The sequence below is a fragment of the Clostridium akagii DSM 12554 genome (assembly GCF_000686725.1).
GTDB classification, from domain to species: Bacteria; Bacillota; Clostridia; order Clostridiales; family Clostridiaceae; genus Clostridium_I; species Clostridium_I akagii.
In genome coordinates, this window is record NZ_JMLK01000011.1 from 171,216 (window position 1) to 189,334 (window position 18,119).

The window sequence follows — 18,119 nt, forward strand, 5'->3', positions numbered from 1 at the left end:
TACAAAATAAGGGGAATACATATGATAAAATTATTTAAAAATTTAAAGATATGGATTAAATTAGTTTCATTAGTTGTTTTTCTAGCAATGTTCATAGGAATTGTAGGATTTATAGGAACTAGCAATATGAAAAAAATAGAGGCAAATACATCGCTTTTACATGACTATGATTTAAAGACTATACAACAAGTTAACACTTTAACAGAAAATTATTCTAATATTAGAACAGATTTAATTAAGATGGCTTATAAGGAAAGAAAAGATTCTGGTGAAAATGAAGAGATTGTTAAAGAGATAGATGATCTAACTAAAACAAATGGTTCTTTATTTGCAACAATAAAAAGTAGTAATGAAGGTGTAAGGGCATACAAGAACAAAGCAGATGGTGCTAGCGACAAAAAAATTATAGATGAAATTCAGAAATCATCTAAACTATATTTAGCCACTGGAAAAAAAGTAGTTGAATTTGGAGTAGCAGGAGATTATAAAACAGCAGAAATTAATCTTTCAGGAACATCAAAGGCTAGAGCAGCTTTATTTGAAGGATTAGGTGGACTAAAAAAATCAGCTACTAAAGATGCCGATGGAATCTATGTAACTAATAACATAACCTATAATTTTTCTAAAATGATTATAATATTAGTTACTATATTGGGAGTTTTTTTCTCAATCATATTAGGACTTTTAATAGCCCTCTCTATTTCAAAAGAACTGAAGAAAGTTGTCAATTTCGCTAAAGATTTAGGAAATGGAGATTTAACTAATAACATAGACATTAACACAAAAGATGAGGTTGGAGATCTTGCAAGAGCATTAAATAATGCAAAAGATCATATGAAACTTCTTATATCAGAGATAATGAACGGTTCTGGAGATATTAGTGCAGCTAGTGAAGAGCTATCTGCAACAACTGAAGAAGTTTCTTCAAAAATGGATATGGTTAATGAATCTACTGTACAGGTAAATAAGGGAATTCAAGAGTTAAGTGCTACAACTGAGGAAATTACTGCATCAACTGAAGAAATAGGCGACACAATAATTGATTTGATCAATAGAGCTGATGAAAGTTTTAATTCTGCAATTGAAATTAAAAAAAGAGCCACTGAAATCAAAGAAAAAGCTAAGGAAAACATTGAAAAAGGAAATGTAATATATGAAAAGAGTCGAATAAATATATTAAAGGCTATTGATGATGGAAAAGTAGTTAAGGATGTCACTATAATGGCAGATTCTATTGGGGCAATAGCTGAACAAACAAACTTACTTGCATTAAATGCTGCCATTGAAGCTGCTAGGGCAGGTGAAATGGGTAGAGGCTTTGCAGTAGTCGCAGATGAGGTGAGAAATCTTGCGGAACAATCGTCTCAAGCAGTTACAAATATTCAGAACATGGTAAATAAGATTGAAAGAGCATTTGATAATTTATCAAATAGTGGAAAAGAGGTTTTGGAATACCTTGATACCGGTGTGAAACCAAGTTATGAATTATTGATGACTACAGGTATTCAATATGAGGAAGATGCAGAATTTGTTAATAATATGGCGAGTGGAATATCTACTTCATCAAAACAAATGAAAAAAGTTATAGATGGAGCAAATGCTGCCATAGAAAACCTATCAGCCACAACTAATGAATCTGCAACTAGCACTGAAGATATACTTAATAATATAAATGAAATAACTCATGTTATTTCGGAAGTAGCAAAAGTTGCTCAAAGCCAAGCAGAAACCGCTCAAGTATTAACAGATGTAACTAATAAGTTTAATGTGTAGAAATAAAGATACTAACTATAATTTTTTCAAATGTAATTGTTATTGACAGTGATATTAGCTTATGATATCATTTACATATAAACAGAATAGTTGTTATATGGATTGTTACTGGTAAAGCAGGCTATACCACTTTTTAATAATATTTTATTATTATAGTGTGTGGCCTTTTTTTGTCGAATTATTTTATAATCTTAATGATAAGTGAGGAATACCAATGAAAATAGATAAGATAATCAATAACAATCTAGTACGAGCTTTTGATAATAAAGATAAAGAAGTTCTTGTTATGGGATGTGGTCTTGGTTATCAAAAGAAGCCTGGAGAACCCATTGATGAAAAGAAGATAGAAAAAATCTATAAAATTGAAAATAAGAATATATCTGATAAGTTAATGACTTTACTCTCAGATATTCCATTGGATCATATTCAGGCTTCTAATGAAATTATTTCTTATGCGAAATATTCACTTGGTAAAAAGTTAAATGACAATATTTATATTACCCTTACAGACCATATTAGTTTTGCTATTGAAAGATTAAAACAAAATTTGGGATTTCATAATGCTTTATTATGGGAAACTAAAAGATTTTATAATCATGAATTTTTAATTGGTATGGAAGCTTTGAAAATTATTAAAAAGCGACTAGGAGTAGAGTTGCCAGAAGATGAAGCTGGATTTATTGCATTACACATTGTAAATGCAGAACTGAATTCTACTAACATGGATGAAACACTTTATGTTACTAAACTTATACAAAATATTTTAAGTATTGTAAAATATCATTATAAGATAGATTTAGACGAATATTCACTTAATTATGAAAGATTTATAACTCACCTTAAGTTTTTTGCACAAAGAATGATAAGTGGAGAGGAAATAGAGAGCGATGATGAAAATTTTTGCGAAATGATTAAAAAGCAATATAAAGATACCTACGAATGTACTGAAAAAATTGCAGCTTACGTTTCAAAAGAATTTAAGCATAAATTAACAGAAGAAGAAATGATGTACCTAACAGTGCATATTAGAAGAATTACAAAACAAACATAGGATTGTTACTGGTAAGGCAGGCTATACCTAAGCGTCTATAGATGAGAGCTCATTCTATATATGCTTAGGTATTTTTTATAAATATGAGATTGTTACTGTAAGCAGAAATTGTATTACAGGCTATACTCCATAAAAAAATTATAAAGTGGAGGTAAAAAGTATGGATTATTCAGTAGTAGCAAAAAAGATTTTAGAAAAAGTAGGTGGAGAGGATAATGTTAGTAGTGTGATGCATTGCATGACAAGACTTCGCTTCAACTTAAAAGATGAAGGTTTAGTTAAAGATGAAGATGTGAAAAAAATAAATGGTGTTATGGGTATAATGAAAAAAGGCGGTCAATATCAAATTATAATTGGTAATGACGTGGATAAATGTTATAAAGAATTAGTAAAACTAGGTAACTTTGAAAATTCAAAGGTATCTACTTCAAATAAATCTAAGAAGACAAAACAAAATATTTTCTCAACATTATTAGATGTTATATCAAGTTGTATGGCACCAATCATTCCAGCTATTATGGGTGCAGGTATGCTTAAAGTTGTAGTTGTACTTTTAACTTTAAGCAATGCATTATCAGATAAAAGTCAGACATATACTATTTTATCTACAATAGGTGATGCGGCATTTTATTTTCTTCCGGTACTACTTGCTGTATCAGCTGCTAAAAAGTTTAATACCAACGAATATTTGGCACTAGCAGTAGTTACAGTCATGGTACATCCTAGTTTTATAGCTTTAGTTACGGCAGGCAAGCCAATTTCTTTTATTGGACTTCCAGTTACAGCAGCAACGTATACCTATTCAGTTATTCCAGTTATTATGATTGTTTGGGTAATGTCATATATTGAAAAATTTGCAGATAAAATTACACCATCTTTCTTAAAAAGTTTTTTAAAACCTATGCTTATTTTATTAATTGCTGCTCCTATAGCTTTAATTGTAGTTGGACCAATAGGTGCAATTATTGGAAAAGGTTTGTCTACAGGTATGTATTTAATTTATGCTAAAGCAGGATGGGCAGCTGTTATATTATTATCAGCTTTTATGCCATTCATTGTTATGACAGGTATGCATTGGGCACTAGTTCCAACTACAATAAGCAATTTAGCAAATCCAGGATACGATGGACTTCTTCTTGTTGCAATGCTTGCGTCTAATCTGGCACAAGGAGCAGCATGTATCGCTGTTGGATTAAAAACAAAAAATAAAAAGTTGAAACAAGTAGCAAGTGCTTCAGGTGTTTCAGCAATAATAGCAGGTGTAACAGAACCAGCTATGTATGGAGTTACACTTCGTTTAAAAAGACCAATGATTGCATGTGTTATTGCAGGTGGAGTAGCAGGTATTTACTCAGGAGTTACGGGACTTAAAGCTTATGTATTTGCAACGCCTGCGCTAGCATCAATTGCTCAGTTCATCCCTAAACATGGTGGTTCAAACTTTATTAATGCTCTCATTACAGTGGCGATTTCCGTAGTTGTAGCATTTATAGCAACTTGGATTATTGGATTTGATGATACAATATATGATGAGGAGCAAGATGAGGAACCGGACACAAAAGATGTAGATGAATCACAAGAAAATGGAGAAAATGCAGCATTCATTAACGAAGACAGAGACTCTAAAATAGTTAATTCTTTAATTCTTTCACCAATAGAAGGAAAAGCAGTAGCACTAAGCCAAGTGAATGATGCTACTTTTTCAGAAGAAATCATGGGAAAAGGTGTAGCCATAATACCTTCTAAAGGCAGAGTAGTATCACCAGTAAATGGTGAAGTTACGGCGTTGTTTAATACAAAACATGCAATTGGACTTACATCAGAGGATGGCACAGAAATTTTAATCCATATTGGTTTAGATACAGTAAAATTAGAAGGCAAATATTTTATAGCCCATGTGAAAAAAGATGATAAAGTTAAAGTTGGAGATCTGCTAATAGAATTTGATATAAAAGCTATTGAAAAAGCAGGATATGAAGTTATCACACCAGTAATTGTTACTAATTCAGTTAAATATAAAGATATTGTGTCTATTATTGATAAAAAGGTAGAAGAAAAAGATGAATTGATTAAGGTTATTAAATAAATTCAAAGGAAGCGATGTAAAAATGTCAAAGACTTTTCCAAAAGGATTTTTATGGGGTGGTGCGGTAGCAGCCAATCAATGTGAAGGTGGATACAATGAGGATGGTAAAGGTTTATCAACCCAAGACATTGCACCAAAAGGTATATTTGGACCTCTTACAAAAGAGCCAACAAAAGATAATATGAAATTAATAGGTATAGATTTTTATCATAGATACAAAGAGGATGTTAAATTATTTTCTGAAATGGGATTTAAAACATTTAGAACATCTATTGCTTGGTCTAGAATATTCCCAAATGGTGATGATAAAGCTCCTAATGAGAAAGGCTTACAATTTTATGATGACTTATTTGATGAATGTAGAAAATACGGAATTGAACCACTGGTTACAATCTCTCATTATGAGACTCCTCTTGCCCTATCTAAGAATTATGATGGTTGGGTAAATCGTAAGCTAATAGGATTTTTTGAAAACTATGTGAGAACAATTTTTGCAAGATATAAGGATAAGGTTAAATATTGGCTTACTTTTAATGAAATAAATTCAGTATTACATCAACCATATATGAGTGGTGGTATATTTACTGATAAAGAAAAATTAACTAAGCAGGATTTGTATCAGGCAATTCATCATGAATTAGTAGCCAGTGCACTTGCAGTTAAGATCGGACATGAAATCATGCCAAAGGCCCAGGTTGGATGTATGATTCTTGGTGTTCCAAACTACCCATTGACGCCGAATCCAAGTGATGTGCTTGAAGCTATGAAGCAGGATAGAGAAAATTTGTATTTTGCAGATGTTCAGGTAAGAGGAGTTTATCCTAAATATATGGATAGATACTTTAAATCAAATAATGTTAAAATCCATATGGAGCCAGGAGATGAAGCTATACTTAAAAATACAGTGGATTTTGTTTCATTTAGCTACTATATGAGTTCTTGCGCTACTGTTGACCCAGAAAAAAAGCAAGCTTCAACGGGAAATATAATTTCTGGTGTTGCTAATCCATATCTTCAGGCTTCGGAATGGGGATGGCAAATAGATCCACAGGGATTACGGTATATTCTAAATCTTTTGTATGATAGATATCAAAAGCCACTATTTATTGTTGAAAATGGACTAGGTGCTGTTGATAAACTAGTAGTGGATGAAAATGGCAATAAAACAGTGATTGATGATTATAGAATTAAGTATTTAAATGATCATCTGCTACAAGTAGGTGAAGCAATAGAAGATGGGGTAGAAGTAATGGGATACACTACTTGGGGATGTATTGATCTTGTAAGTGCATCAACTGCAGAACTTAGGAAACGATATGGGTTCATATATGTAGATCGTAATGATGATGGAACAGGCACTTTAAACAGATATAAGAAGAAAAGTTTTAATTGGTATAAAGAAGTAATTGCAAGTAACGGTAAGAACCTAATATAAAATCAATATTTTAAAACATAGAAGCTAATCCCATGAAGAAAATTAATGGGAATTAGCTTCTATGTTTTTTGATTAAAAATCAAGTTTGTAAAACAATTGAATTTTATTTTAGCACAAAATGTAAGAATATAAGTTTTGATGTTGTATTTCATCGATATATGTAATATACTGATGAAAATAGTGGAGGTGTAAAAATATGGGCAATATGATTATGGAAAAGGCCAGAGGGTTTTTTAATAAAATATTACTTCAAGATGACCATATAATATCAAATAAAGATACACTAAAATATTGGAAAAATAGGATTTTTCTAATTATATCTGAAGCTATGATTACCTTTGGTGCTATATTAATGATTTATGGTTCATATATGTTTTACAGCAGTGGAAAAGCAATATATGGAGTAGTTGAAATTATAATATACATTATAATTGTAATAGTTGTCACTCGAAAATCTTTGAGCATAAAATTCCGAAAAATTTTTATTAATTTAGCATTATATTTAATAAGTTTATTATTACTAATTACCACAGGTTTAATGGGTGGTGGTATGATTTGTGTGTTTTTTTCATTGATTCTTGCAGGATGTTTACTGGAAAAAAAAGAAATTTTGAAGTTTTTGACTATTAATATAATAATTTTTATAGGGTTAACTATATTATTAATGAATGGGTATTTTTATGGGACAGAGATGGAAACATACAGAGATGTATGGGTTATTAATGTAGTAACTTCTCAGGCATGTGGAATTGCGTTGCTTTCATTGATGAATACAATATACAGTGGATTAGAAAATCAAACTAGACTCATTAAAAAGTCAAAAAAATTATTTGCGGCAAGTGAGATTAAGCATAAAGCGGTGATAGCCAATATATCTGATGTTATAATAATTATAGATGAAAACGGAATTATTAAATATAATAGTCACAATCTGGAGGAACGGTTAGGAGTTATTTCAAAGGACATTTCTAATAAACTATTATGGGATAGAATTCACCCTGAAGATGCTAAGATTATTAAAGGGAACATTGAAAGTGTTATTAAAACTCCAAAATTGAAAAAAACCATGGAAACTAGGTATATAATGGAAAATGGCCAGATTAAATATATAGAAGTAACAGCCGTTAATTTGATGAAAGATTCTAATATAAAAGGAATATTGATAAATTATCATGATATTACTGAACGGAAAAAGCGAGAAGAGAAAATTTTACACCTAAGTTATCATGATAGTTTAACAGGATTATATAACCGAACATTTTTCCAAAATGAAAAAGAAGGTTTTGATACTGAAACTAATCTACCAATGTCCGTAATTGCGGGAGATATCAATGGATTAAAAATAATAAATGATTCTTTAGGACATGCTCAAGGGGATAAACTTCTAGTGACTATAGCAAAAATATTAGAGGAAAATTGTCGTAAAAGTGATATTATAGCAAGAATTGGTGGAGATGAATTCAATATATTATTGCCTAAAACATCTAGTGAAGTTGCAGATAGAATTATTAAAAAGGTTAAATTAGCATGTGAAGAATATAATAAAAAAAAGGTTGGAGACTTATATCATATAAGTATTTCCTTAGGAGCGGCAACAAAGACCAATATAAACGAATCACTTGATAGTATATTTAAGATTGCTGAAGATCATATGTATAACAGAAAACTTTTAGAAAGTAGAAGTTTTCATAGTTCAATAATATCATCTATGCAAAGTGCATTATTTGCAAAAAGCCAAGAAACGGAAGAACATGCTAAAAGGCTCATAAAACTTTCAAAAGCAATAGGAAATGCCATTGGCCTAACAGATGAACAATTAGATACGTTAGAGCTATTTTGTATGCTACACGATATTGGGAAAATTGGTGTTGATGATCAAATTTTAAATAAACCAGGGAAATTGACTGATTTGGAATGGATTGAGATGAAAAAACATTCTGAAGTTGGTTATAGAATTGCTATGGCATCTCAAGAATTAATGCCTGTTGCAAATTATATTCTTACACATCATGAACGTTTTGATGGAAAAGGTTATCCACAAGGGCTAAGTGGCGAAAACATACCACTGCTTTCACGTATACTTGCCCTTACAGATTCATATGATGCTATGACAGAAGACCGAGCTTATAGAAAAGGAATGTTAAAACAAGATGCAATTAACGAAATAATAAAAAATTCTGGCACTCAGTTTGATCCAGATTTAGCAAAAATATTTATTGATATTTTGATAAATGGAAAACTTGAATAAAATAATTAAACAGAGAATAATTCTTTTATTCGATTATTAGCATTATCACTATAAAGGCCACCATGATAACATATTACTGTTTCTATATCATATTTGGAAAGTTTTTTTAATGATGCCACAGCTTCCTCCATATTATTTGTAAATTGAGGGTTAGGACCGCATAACTTACCCTCAATAACATTTAGAGCATCACCAGTTATCAGAGTTTTGTGTTTTTTTAGATAGAGGGATATATGTCCTGGTGTATGACCTGGAGTAAATATCACCTCTATGCCTCCGCAAAATGGAAGTAGTTGTCCATCTTCAACAGTAATATCTACTTTAGCTGATAAATTAGAAAATATTTTTGTTATCTCATTACGTTTTTCTTCCGGAAGCTTATTTAACATAATTTCTTGCTGCGCAATTCGCTGTGGAGTCATTTTTATAGGTGTTAAATCTCCTTGTATATATGGTTTTTCAACTTCATGTGAAAAAACCTCTACATCTCTGATTGAATTTCTAACTATGGCTGATAGGCTTCCAATATGGTCCATATCTTGGTGAGTAATAATTATTTTGCTTATGCTGTCAAAAGAAACACCTGCTTTTTCTACAGCTTCACGTATTAGTTCTAGCTGACCAGGTAGTCCAGTGTCAACAAGTACAACTTCTGAATCATCCCAAATTAGAGTGGGATGAAAAACTCCAGGATTTCCAAACATGCTACCATGAATCTCAAGCATTTCAAGTCCCTTGGCAATTTTCATATTTATTCCAAAACTCAAATTAGAGTTTCGGTTCACCTCCTATTATCTTTACTATGTTCTATTTTATTATTGAGAATTATATATATAATACAAATATTATTATTTTAAGATTAATATTTTACTATAAGTTTGTCAATGAAATTTCTATTAATTTATCTAATTTCACAATGGACAAGCCAAAAAATACTTATGTTTTCAAATATCCTAATTCCAATGTAACCGTTTCCTTGATTTGCAGAACTAAAACTATAAATACTTTTTAAACTCATTTTATAAAGAAACTTTGGATTAAAATGCAAGAAGCCAATTATGAAAAGCAAAATTAATGCTTAAAAATATCACAATTATTCATTTAGGAGGGGAAAAATGAAAATAAAATTGATGAAAAAATTATGTCTGCTAGGTGTCATTGTCTGTATGTGTTTTGTAAATGTTGGATGTATTAATACATCTAGTAATAATTATGATGTTGATTTTTTTGTTGAAAAGTTTGAAATGCTGGATACTTTTAACCAAATAGCCTCTGATTTTCAAAAACAAACTGGATATAAAGTAAAGGTTGAATCACCTTCAAACCCAGCAACTATAATAAATGATCGTGTTAGAAATGATATTGCTCCAGATATATTTCAAGTTTATCCAGGGCAAACTGCCTACAATATATTTCTTAATGAAGGAAAGCTTAAAGATATTACTGATCTGTCAGCTCTAAATAAAATAGATAAAACAGCTCTAAATATGTATGGAGTTAAGGATAAAAGTGGTAAGGAACACTATTATACAATACCTTTTAGTTTTTCAGCAGAAGCATTTTATTATAATGCTACTTTATTTCATAAGTATGGATATGACAAGCCAGAACTATATGGTAAAACAGAAAAAGATGTTGATAAAAATGGAGACTATTTACCAAAAACTTGGGATGATATGAAAAGATTAGCTGTCAAAGTACTAGCAGATAAAAAAATAGGTGTTAACAACTTATCACTATTTAATTTAAGCGGCTCAGATCCTTATCTAATTCATGGACTACACGAGGCACTTTGGCAACAGGTCTTAGAGGGTACAGCTAATACAAATAAATATTTTCTAAATTCTCCAAAAGGGCAAGTTGGAAAATATGAATTAACAGTGAATGGCAAGAAATTATCTACAATGGAGTCAAATGGATATGATTCAGCTTTTAATAAAGTATCTGATATCCTTACCTTTGTTGCAAATAATTCACAAAATAACTATGGTACAGCTAAAGCAGCGGATGCCATAACTTCTTTAGTTAAAGAACAAGGTCTTATTTTTCCAGCTGGAACTTTTTCTTTGCCATTAATAAGACAGGCAAATCCAAAGGATAGTATAAGGACAATGGCATTTCCCGGGACTACGGCTAATAACCAGACAATAATTTCTACTGCGGATTTATCATTATCTGTGAGTAAAAACCCTAAAAATATGAAAGCAGTAACTGCTTTTTTAGCCTATCTCACAAAATCTAGTGTATACCAAAAATATTATAATGTTGATGGAAATAAAACTACTGTTAAGGGAATTCAAACCGCAGGCAAAACGCCAGAACTTCAGGGTATAACAAATTTGTTTATGGATTCTAAGCATCATGTACCTTGGATTCATCAATATTGGAAACAAGGTGAAACACAAATACAGACGCTTACTATAGATTTTCTAAAAACTAAAAGTAAAAGTAATTTATATAATAGTTTAAATCAGTATTTTGATGTGGAAAAACAGATGTCAAATGAAAATTAGAGGAATTATTGAGGGGGAGAGTAAATGAAGTCAGTTGATGATAATTGGATTGAAAGATTTATAAATAAATATTGGAAATACGTATTTATAGCACCAATGATGATATTGTATTTAGTATTTTTTATGTATCCTATGGTCCAAGGTATCCTTATTAGTTTTACAAGTTGGGACGGAATATCTAAAATAAAACACTTTATATTCTTAAAAAATTATATAAATTTGTTTTCAGATAAAGTATTTTTACAAAGCACATCGTTCACTATAGAACTTGCTGCGATTCTTATATCTTTTGAAGTAGTAATAGGAGTTGGGATTGCGGTTCTTTTGGAGAGAAAAATAAGAGGCAACGGTTTTTTTAGAACAGTCTATTTTTTCCCAGCAGTACTAAGTGGTATAACTGTAAGTTTGATTTTTAGCCAAATATTTCAATATGGAATTCCTCAGATTGGTAATTCGCTAAATATAAACTTCTTAAAGCTAAATCCACTTTCAAACCATACAGGTGCATTTATTGCAATTGCATTTGTAATGCTTTGGCAGGGGGTTGCATTACCAATACTTCTATTTTTGACAGGACTTATGAGCGTTCCAAGGGATGTAATTGAATCAGCTTCAATCGATGGTGCAACTCCCGCTCAAGTGTTTTTCAAAATTAAATTCCCATATTTATTACCATCTCTTAGTCTTGTATTTATTTTAGCTTTAAAATCTGGATTGCTTGCTTTTGATCAGATTATTGCATTAACTTATGGTAGCCTTGGAACACAGTCCATAGGTTTGCTTTTATACAATGATGCAATAAACAGTTTTAGATTTGGCTATGCAAATTCTATGGGAACACTTTTATTTGTTGTTATAATTGTTATTTCAATTATTCAGATTAAAATTTCAAGTAAATATGAGGTGGAGCAATGAAAAACAATAAAAAAAATGTTAAAATCAATGCATTAACTTATATTATATTGATAATTGGTGCTTTATGTTTGATATGTATACCTATATATTTAACTTTAATCGGCTCTTTTAAAACAGGACAGGAGACTATCGCCAATTTTTTTAGTTTTCCCAAACATTTGCTAACTCAAAACTACAAAACTGTTTTCAGCTCAGGCTTTAGTGGATATTTTCTTAATTCCGTAGAAATGACAGTACTTTCTGTGATTCTTATAGTGTTGTTCGTTCCACTTGGTTCTTATGCCATAGTAAGAAATAAGAGTAGTAAATTTTTCAAAGTGATACATTATGTATGTCTTTTAGGATTATTTGTTCCGTTTCAAGTTTTTATGCTTCCACTTACTACAGTAGCTGCCAGGCTACATGCTATGAATAAGCTAGGACTTATATTTATATATGTGGCCCTTGCAGTTCCCCAAACCATGTTTTTGTATATAGGTTATATGAAGGCAAATTTACCAATAGAACTAGAGGAAGCAGCAGCTATTGATGGCTGCGGAAAGTTAAAAACTTATGTAAGTGTGGTATTCCCTCTTCTAAAGCCTATAAATGCAACTATCATAATCTTAAATGCATTGTGGATCTGGAATGATTTTTTATTGCCTTTCCTTATACTTGGAGGAGACAATGCACAGTGGACTATTCCACTATTTCAATATAATTATGTTTCAGCAAATCAGATGAACTATGGACCTATGTTTGCACTTTATATAGCTTCTATGGTGCCTATAATTATTGTTTATATGGTATTCCAAAGAAATATTATTGGAGGAATTACCGCAGGATCAATCAAATAAAATATATTGCTACTGCTCGGTAGAAATTTTAAAGAGAAAGAAGATGGAGATAAATGAAATTTACAAATGGTTATTGGCTAAATAAAGAAGGTTATTCAATGATAAATCCTACTCAAGCCTATGATTGGGATATAACTAATAAGGAAATTACTATTTTTGCACCATACACTAAAATAGAAAACAGAGGTAATACATTAGATGGTGGAATGCTAACAGTAAAGCTATCTTCTCCCCAGGAAGATATAATAAGAGTTAAGATATATCATAATAAAGGTGCGGTTAAAACAGGACCTGAATTTGAAATAAGTGATAAAAAAGTTGATATAGTCACTAAAGTATCACAAGATAAAATAATTGTGTCTACAGGAAATTTGAATGTAGAAATGGAAAAAGAAAATTTCGAAATAAAATTTTTTAATAAAGATAAGAGCCTAACTTCAAGTGGATTAAAGGCAATGGCACACATAACAACAGATAAAGGTGAAAAGTATGTAAAGGATGAGCTTAGCTTAGATGTGGGAGAACTAATATATGGTCTTGGGGAGAGATTTACTCCGTTTGTAAAGAATGGCCAGGTTGTTGACATATGGAATAAGGACGGGGGAACTGGAAGTGAGCAAACCTATAAAAACATTCCATTTTATATTAGTAATAAAGGTTATGGCGTTTTTGTAAATCATCCGGAAAAGGTTTCTTTTGAGATTGCGTCAGAAAAGGTTTCAAGAGTACAATTTTCGGTTGAAGGAGAATGTATAGAATATTTTATAATAAATGGACCAACTATGAAAGAAGTTCTTAAAAAATACACTGATTTAACAGGGAAACCTGCACTTCCACCAGCATGGACATTTGGATTATGGTTATCAACTTCGTTTTTAACAGACTATGACGAAAAAACAGTTAATGGCTTTATTGATGGAATGCAAGAAAGGCATATACCACTTAGTGTATTTCATTTTGATTGTTTTTGGATGAAAGAGTTTGAATGGTGCAATTTCAAATGGGATGAAAGGAAGTTTAAAAATCCTAAGCAAATGATAAGTAGAATAAAGGCGAAGGGTCTAAGGACATGTGTTTGGATAAATCCGTATATAGCGCAGAAATCATTATTGTTTGATGAGGCAGCAGAAAAAGGATATCTATTAAAGAAAACAAATGGAGATGTATGGCAGTGGGATTTGTGGCAGGCAGGTATGGGTATAGTTGATTTCACAAATCCAGATGCTCGCAGTTGGTTTCAATCATATTTAGAAAAACTTATTGATATGGGTATAGATGCTTTTAAAACTGATTTTGGTGAGAGGATACCTTTAGATGTAGTTTATTTTGATGGTTCCGATCCTAAAAAAATGCACAATTTTTATACCTATATTTATAATAAAACTGTATTTGAAATTTTAGAAAAAAAGCTTGGCAAGGAAAATGCAGTAGTATTTGCTAGATCAGCAACGGTGGGAGGACAAAAATTCCCTGTGCATTGGGGTGGAGATTGCATGTCCAGCTATGCATCTATGGCTGAATCTTTAAGAGGTGGATTATCATTAACATTATCAGGATTTGGATTTTGGAGCCATGATATTGGTGGTTTTGAAAATGGAACTACAGCAGATCTTTATAAACGTTGGACACAGCTAGGATTATTATCTTCTCATAGCAGATATCATGGAAGCACGGAATATAAGGTACCGTGGATATTCGATGATGAGGCAGTGGAAGTAACAAGAAAATTTACAACACTTAAGTGCTCCCTTATGCCTTATTTATTTAGAAATGCTTGTGAAACTGCAAAATCCGGTGTACCAATGATGAGGGCAATGGTATTAGAATTTACTGAAGATGAAACTTGTGGGTACTTGGATAGGCAATTTATTCTTGGAGACAGTTTAATGGTGGCACCAATATTTAATGAAACTGGAAATGTTAAATACTATCTGCCAAGTGGTAATTGGACCAATATTTTAACTAATGAAGTGCTACAAGGTGAAAAATGGATCAGTGAAAAATATGATTATATGGCATTACCTTTGATGGCTAGAGAAAATTCAATAATCGCATTTGGCAGCACGGATCAAAAAACAGAATACGATTATACTGAAAAACCAAGTTTTCATTTATTTCAATTAATAGATGGAAAGGTAGCTAAAACTTATGTGCATGACATAAAAGGAAATAAAAAAATTACTATAACAGCATTGAAAAAGAAAAGTATTATTAATATCAAGGTTCAAGGTATTATTGGAGAATACAGTGTGGTACTTAGAAATGTAAGAAATATAAAGAATGTTAACTCAGAAAATATAAAAATTTTAGAACGAGGCATAGAAATAACAACTACTAGTGACATTTTAAATATAGAACTGTAATTTTAAAGGCTTAAATTAAGATTTATTGGAATATAGATGCTATTCAAGTTGATTAATTAACTTGAATAGCATCTATATTATGGTTACAGGCAAATTAATATATGGATTTAAAATACTATAATTTGATAGAATAAATTAGCTATGGAGTTAAAAGTATGCAGATTAATGATATTAATAATACTTTTTAAAGGATAATAATTATGATATAATTATGTACAGTAAACATGTAAATAATAAAAAAATGGGGTAAGATAAGATGATTATTTTAGGACAAGCCCAAATAAACATTGCTTTATCAATTTTATTAATTATTTTATTTGGACATGCTTATTTCAATATGAATAGAAAAAAACAACCAACATGTTATATATGTGGATTATGGCATTAACCTTGCTTTGTTTAATATTGGAAATATTTAGTGTGATGTTAAATAATTCAAATTTAAAGCAATTTATGCTATTAAATAGGTTAGTGAATATCATTGGGTTTATAGTAGCACCAAGTATTTTATATGTTGGATATTTATTTAGTAAAGAATGGGTGAATATGTATCACAAGGAAAAGATAAAAATGAATTATATACTTCTACTTCCATTATTAATTAATGCTCTAGGAGCCTTAGCAAGCTACAATAAAAATGTGATTTTTTATATAACTAGTAATAATTTATATGAGAGAGGACACTTGTTTTTTATTTTACCATGTGTGAGTTACATATATTTTATATATAATTTATATTTCATTTATAGGCATCGTAAAAAATTTACGTCCTGGGAATATATTTTATTTAGTTCGTTTTATATTGTACCTGCCCTAGGTTCTATCGTTCAGTTAATATATCCTAATTATTTAGTTATATGGAATAGTGCAGCAATAATTATTGTATTCACTTATATTTTCATACTAAATGACCAGTCCCATAAAGATAGCTTGACAGGATTAGAAAATCGCTTATCCTATGACCATTATGTTGAGAATATAGACGCTAAAATGGTTAATAAACTTTTTTTCATTTACATAGACATAGATGATTTTAAGATAATTAACGACAAGTATGGACATCATGAGGGCGATGAGGGCGATGAGGCAATTAAGGCATTTGCAGATTTATTGGCTCAAAGCTTTGTACTAAGGAAAAAAAAGCTTATACGCCTGGGCGGAGATGAGTTCTTAATTATAATAGAAGAAAAACAACAGGAAAAAATTGTATTTTACATAGAAAATTTAATTAGAAATGTTAATAATTATAATGATATAGAAAAAAAATCATACAAACTTAAATTTAGTTATGGTATGGCAGGTTTTACAAGTGAGCACGAAAATATTTATCAACTTTTTGAACATGCAGATCAATTAATGTATGAGCAAAAGCAAAGTAAAATAGCATCTGGAGCGATGAATTAAAATGAGCTCTATAAAATAAATTGAATTTTAAGTAAAGGAATGGTGATTATATGTCATATCATATGGAGCGAGATTCCATGGGAGAAATCAAAGTAGAGTCAGACAAGCTTTGGGGTGCACAAACTCAGAGAAGTCTTGAAAACTTTAAAATCGGCACAGAAAAAATGCCCTTGGAAATAATAAGAGCTTTTGCAATATTAAAAAATGCCGCTGCTTTAACCAACATGGAGCTTGGATTATTAAGTAAAGAAATTGGAACAGCAATAATTACTGTTTGTGAGGAGATACTTGATAATAAGTTAAATAACCAGTTTCCCCTTGCAGTTTGGCAAACGGGTAGTGGTACTCAATCTAATATGAATGTAAATGAGGTTATTGCTAACCGTGCAAATCAGATTCTGGGTGAAAATCTAGTACATCCTAATGATCATGTAAATAAGGCACAGAGTTCTAATGATACATTTCCTACGGCTATGCATATAGCAACAATAATGGAAATCGAAGAAAAATTGCTACCAGCTATTAATAAACTTGAGATGACGTTTAGAGATTTATCAAAACAGTATGATCAGGTTATTAAAATTGGTAGAACACATCTACAGGATGCAACCCCAATCACCCTGGGTCAGGAAATTAGTGGATGGTATGCTATGTTAGAAAAAACAAAAGCAATGATAAGTTCAAGTATGGAAGAAGTTAGAGAAATTGCTCTTGGTGGAACAGCAGTTGGTACAGGACTCAATACTCATCCGAAATTTGCGGAACTTGTTGCGAAAAATATTAGCCAGCTTACGGGGAAAAAATTTATCACTGCTACTAATAAATTCCACGCTCTTACTAGCAAAGATGGATTAGTATATACCCATGGCGCTATAAAAGCACTTGCGGCAGATATGCTAAAAGTTGCAAATGATGTTCGCTTACTGGCAAGTGGACCACGATGTGGCATTGGTGAAATTAATATACCGGAAAATGAACCTGGAAGTTCCATTATGCCTGGAAAGGTAAATCCTACACAATGTGAGGCAATGACCATGGTATGTTGTCAGGTCATGGCAAATGATGTGGCAATAAGTTTTGCTGCATCTCAAGGCAATTTTCAGCTAAATGTGTATATGCCGGTAATTATTTATAACATGTTACAATCCATAAGATTGATTTCTGATGCGCTTAACTCGTTCAACGATAACTGTGCAGTGGGCATAACCCCAAATTATGAAAAAATAGAGCATAACTTAGAAACATCTCTTATGCTTGTCACAGCGCTTACTCCTCATATCGGATATGATAAAGCTGCGCAGATTGCTAAATCTGCTCATAAAAATGGTAAAACCCTAAAACAAGCAGCAGTAGAACTTGGAATTCTTACTGAAGAAAAATATGATGAGTTAATGGATTTTAGTAGTATGCTGCATCCATCACTTTAGTCATGCTCAAAAAGAAAAAAGCTAAGTCCATAAATGGTGATTTATGTGGACTTAGCTTTTTAATTTTG

12 protein-coding genes are annotated in these 18,119 nt (G+C 31.1%); 11 read left to right on the forward strand and 1 reads right to left on the reverse strand.

Features of this window, described 5'->3' with window-relative positions; translation table 11 throughout:
• Nucleotides 1-21: 21 nt before the first annotated feature.
• The 5 genes from BR66_RS0106605 (at nucleotide 22) to BR66_RS23295 (ending at nucleotide 8,593) form a co-directional block, all read left to right on the forward strand.
• Nucleotides 22-1,773 carry a methyl-accepting chemotaxis protein gene (locus BR66_RS0106605; RefSeq protein WP_035795620.1) on the forward strand — a complete coding sequence of 584 codons (1,752 nt, stop codon included), beginning with the start codon at nucleotides 22-24 and terminating at the stop codon, nucleotides 1,771-1,773.
• 214 nt (nucleotides 1,774-1,987) lie between these two features.
• The gene (gene licT / locus BR66_RS0106610; protein ID WP_026882205.1) at nucleotides 1,988-2,824 is read left to right on the forward strand and encodes a BglG family transcription antiterminator LicT; all 837 of its coding nucleotides are present in this window, start codon (nucleotides 1,988-1,990) and stop codon (nucleotides 2,822-2,824) included.
• Nucleotides 2,825-2,984: 160 nt separating this feature from the next.
• Nucleotides 2,985-4,910 carry a beta-glucoside-specific PTS transporter subunit IIABC gene (locus BR66_RS0106615; protein ID WP_026882206.1) on the forward strand — a complete coding sequence of 642 codons (1,926 nt, stop codon included), beginning with the start codon at nucleotides 2,985-2,987 and terminating at the stop codon, nucleotides 4,908-4,910.
• Between the two features lie 22 nt (nucleotides 4,911-4,932).
• A complete protein-coding gene (locus tag BR66_RS0106620) occupies nucleotides 4,933-6,345 on the forward strand; it encodes a glycoside hydrolase family 1 protein (protein WP_026882207.1) in 1,413 nt (470 codons plus the stop codon).
• Between the two features lie 196 nt (nucleotides 6,346-6,541).
• A complete protein-coding gene (locus BR66_RS23295; protein WP_051624129.1) occupies nucleotides 6,542-8,593 on the forward strand; it encodes an HD domain-containing phosphohydrolase in 2,052 nt (683 codons plus the stop codon).
• Nucleotides 8,594-8,598: 5 nt separating this feature from the next.
• Here BR66_RS23295 and BR66_RS0106630 read toward each other — a convergent pair whose 3' ends face one another.
• The gene (locus tag BR66_RS0106630) at nucleotides 8,599-9,360 is read right to left on the reverse strand and encodes an MBL fold metallo-hydrolase (protein WP_341350062.1); all 762 of its coding nucleotides are present in this window, start codon (nucleotides 9,358-9,360) and stop codon (nucleotides 8,599-8,601) included.
• Between the two features lie 348 nt (nucleotides 9,361-9,708).
• On the opposite strand from BR66_RS0106630, the gene BR66_RS0106635 reads away from it, so the two are divergent.
• The 6 genes from BR66_RS0106635 (at nucleotide 9,709) to fumC (ending at nucleotide 18,051) form a co-directional block, all read left to right on the forward strand.
• On the forward strand, nucleotides 9,709-11,106 hold the full coding sequence (locus BR66_RS0106635) for an ABC transporter substrate-binding protein (RefSeq protein ID WP_026882209.1): 1,398 nt from the start codon (nucleotides 9,709-9,711) through the stop codon (nucleotides 11,104-11,106).
• A gap of 24 nt (nucleotides 11,107-11,130) precedes the next feature.
• Nucleotides 11,131-12,021: a carbohydrate ABC transporter permease gene (locus tag BR66_RS0106640; RefSeq protein WP_035795623.1), complete on the forward strand. Its 891-nt coding sequence runs from the start codon at nucleotides 11,131-11,133 to the stop codon at nucleotides 12,019-12,021.
• Nucleotides 12,018-12,857: a carbohydrate ABC transporter permease gene (locus BR66_RS0106645; protein ID WP_026882211.1), complete on the forward strand. Its 840-nt coding sequence runs from the start codon at nucleotides 12,018-12,020 to the stop codon at nucleotides 12,855-12,857. The genes BR66_RS0106640 and BR66_RS0106645 overlap by 4 nt, the downstream gene beginning before the upstream one ends.
• A 53-nt stretch (nucleotides 12,858-12,910) precedes the next feature.
• On the forward strand, nucleotides 12,911-15,220 hold the full coding sequence (gene yicI / locus BR66_RS0106650; RefSeq protein WP_026882212.1) for an alpha-xylosidase: 2,310 nt from the start codon (nucleotides 12,911-12,913) through the stop codon (nucleotides 15,218-15,220).
• A gap of 423 nt (nucleotides 15,221-15,643) precedes the next feature.
• Complete coding sequence (locus BR66_RS0106660; protein WP_242841123.1) at nucleotides 15,644-16,624, forward strand: GGDEF domain-containing protein; 981 nt, start codon at nucleotides 15,644-15,646, stop codon at nucleotides 16,622-16,624.
• 50 nt (nucleotides 16,625-16,674) lie between these two features.
• Complete coding sequence (gene fumC, locus BR66_RS0106665) at nucleotides 16,675-18,051, forward strand: class II fumarate hydratase (protein ID WP_026882214.1); 1,377 nt, start codon at nucleotides 16,675-16,677, stop codon at nucleotides 18,049-18,051.
• Nucleotides 18,052-18,119 lie beyond the last annotated feature (68 nt).